A 1,142-nucleotide genomic window follows, 5' to 3' on the forward strand; every position below is an offset into this window, starting at 1 on the left:
ACCTCTCCGTTCATCGGGCTGTTCGGCACGGTGTGGGGTATTTACCACGCGCTGACCGCCATCGGCATTGCCGGTCAGGCATCCATCGACAAGGTGGCAGGACCCGTGGGTGAATCGCTGATCATGACCGCCATTGGTCTGGCAACGGCTGTGCCCGCGGTGCTGGGTTACAACCTGCTGGTCCGCCGCAACAAAGGGGCTATGGATCAGGTGCGTGACTTTGCCGATGACCTGCAGTCCATCCTGATCGGTGGCGTGCGCCACGGTGCGGTAGCCGAAGCGGTGCGGGTGAACGCCGACAACTCCCCGACCACGGTCACAACCTCCAACCGGGTGGGCTGAACCATGGGGATGCAGGTTGGCAACGAGGGAGGGGACGACGAAGTCGTCTCCGCCATCAACACGACCCCTCTGGTGGATGTGATGCTGGTTCTGCTGATCATCTTCCTGATCACCATTCCGGTGGCCACCCATACGGTCAAGGTCAACCTGCCGCGCGACATGAACCAGCCCACGCAGACCAAGATGAGCAACGTGGTGCTGGCGGTAACGGCAGATGGCAAGGCGTTCTGGGACGAAACACCGCTCAAGGACCAGGCGGACCTGCTGGAGCATCTGGAAAAGGTGGCGGTGGTCAAGCCGCAGCCCCAGATCCAGATCCGTGGGGACATGAAGGCGCGGTATGAGACGGTGGGCAAAATGGTGGCGGCATGCCAGCAGGCTGGCATCTATCATATCGACTTCATTACCGAGAAGCCGAAGACCAACTGACAACGGCGGGCCGAGGCCCCCGTCCCCCGCGCCAACTGGTGCGGGAGGGTGGAGTAAAGAGAGTAACTGATCATGGGCATGAATGTCGGGTCGGATAGCACAACGGAAGACGAAGGCATTGTAGACATCAACACCACGCCATTGATTGACGTGATGCTGGTTCTGCTGATCATGCTGATCATCACCATACCGTTGCAGACCCAATCCGTTGCGATTGATCTGCCGCAGGGCAACCCGCCCCCTTCGACCGAGGAGGTGCCTGTTGTGACCCTTGTGGTGGATTTTGATAATACGATTACGTGGAACGGGCAGCCGGTCGGCAGCGAGGACGAGTTGCAGGCCCACCTGCGCGAGATTGCGTCCGCGCAGCC

General features: G+C 60.5%; 3 protein-coding genes. All 3 read left to right on the forward strand.

All coding sequences use genetic code 11. The features are described 5' to 3' along the window. Window positions 1–342, forward strand: a 342-nt coding sequence (locus tag GOB86_RS15490; RefSeq protein ID WP_165993549.1) for a MotA/TolQ/ExbB proton channel family protein, incomplete at its 5' end; no start/stop codon positions are given. A gap of 3 nt (window positions 343–345) precedes the next feature. Then, the gene (locus GOB86_RS15495) at window positions 346–771 is read left to right on the forward strand and encodes an ExbD/TolR family protein (RefSeq protein ID WP_165993550.1); all 426 of its coding nucleotides are present in this window, start codon (window positions 346–348) and stop codon (window positions 769–771) included. Window positions 772–843: 72 nt separating this feature from the next. After that, window positions 844–1,142: ExbD/TolR family protein (locus tag GOB86_RS15500; RefSeq protein WP_165993551.1), on the forward strand; the 299-nt coding region annotated here is incomplete at its 3' end.

It is taken from the genome of Acetobacter lambici (assembly GCF_011516885.1).
GTDB classification, from domain to species: domain Bacteria; phylum Pseudomonadota; class Alphaproteobacteria; order Acetobacterales; family Acetobacteraceae; genus Acetobacter; species Acetobacter lambici.

Excerpts from the sequence above, each read along its gene's own strand:
- GOB86_RS15495 (WP_165993550.1), top strand. The coding sequence starts at position 346 with ATGGGGATGCAGGTTGGCAACGAGGGAGGGGACGACGAAGTCGTCTCC.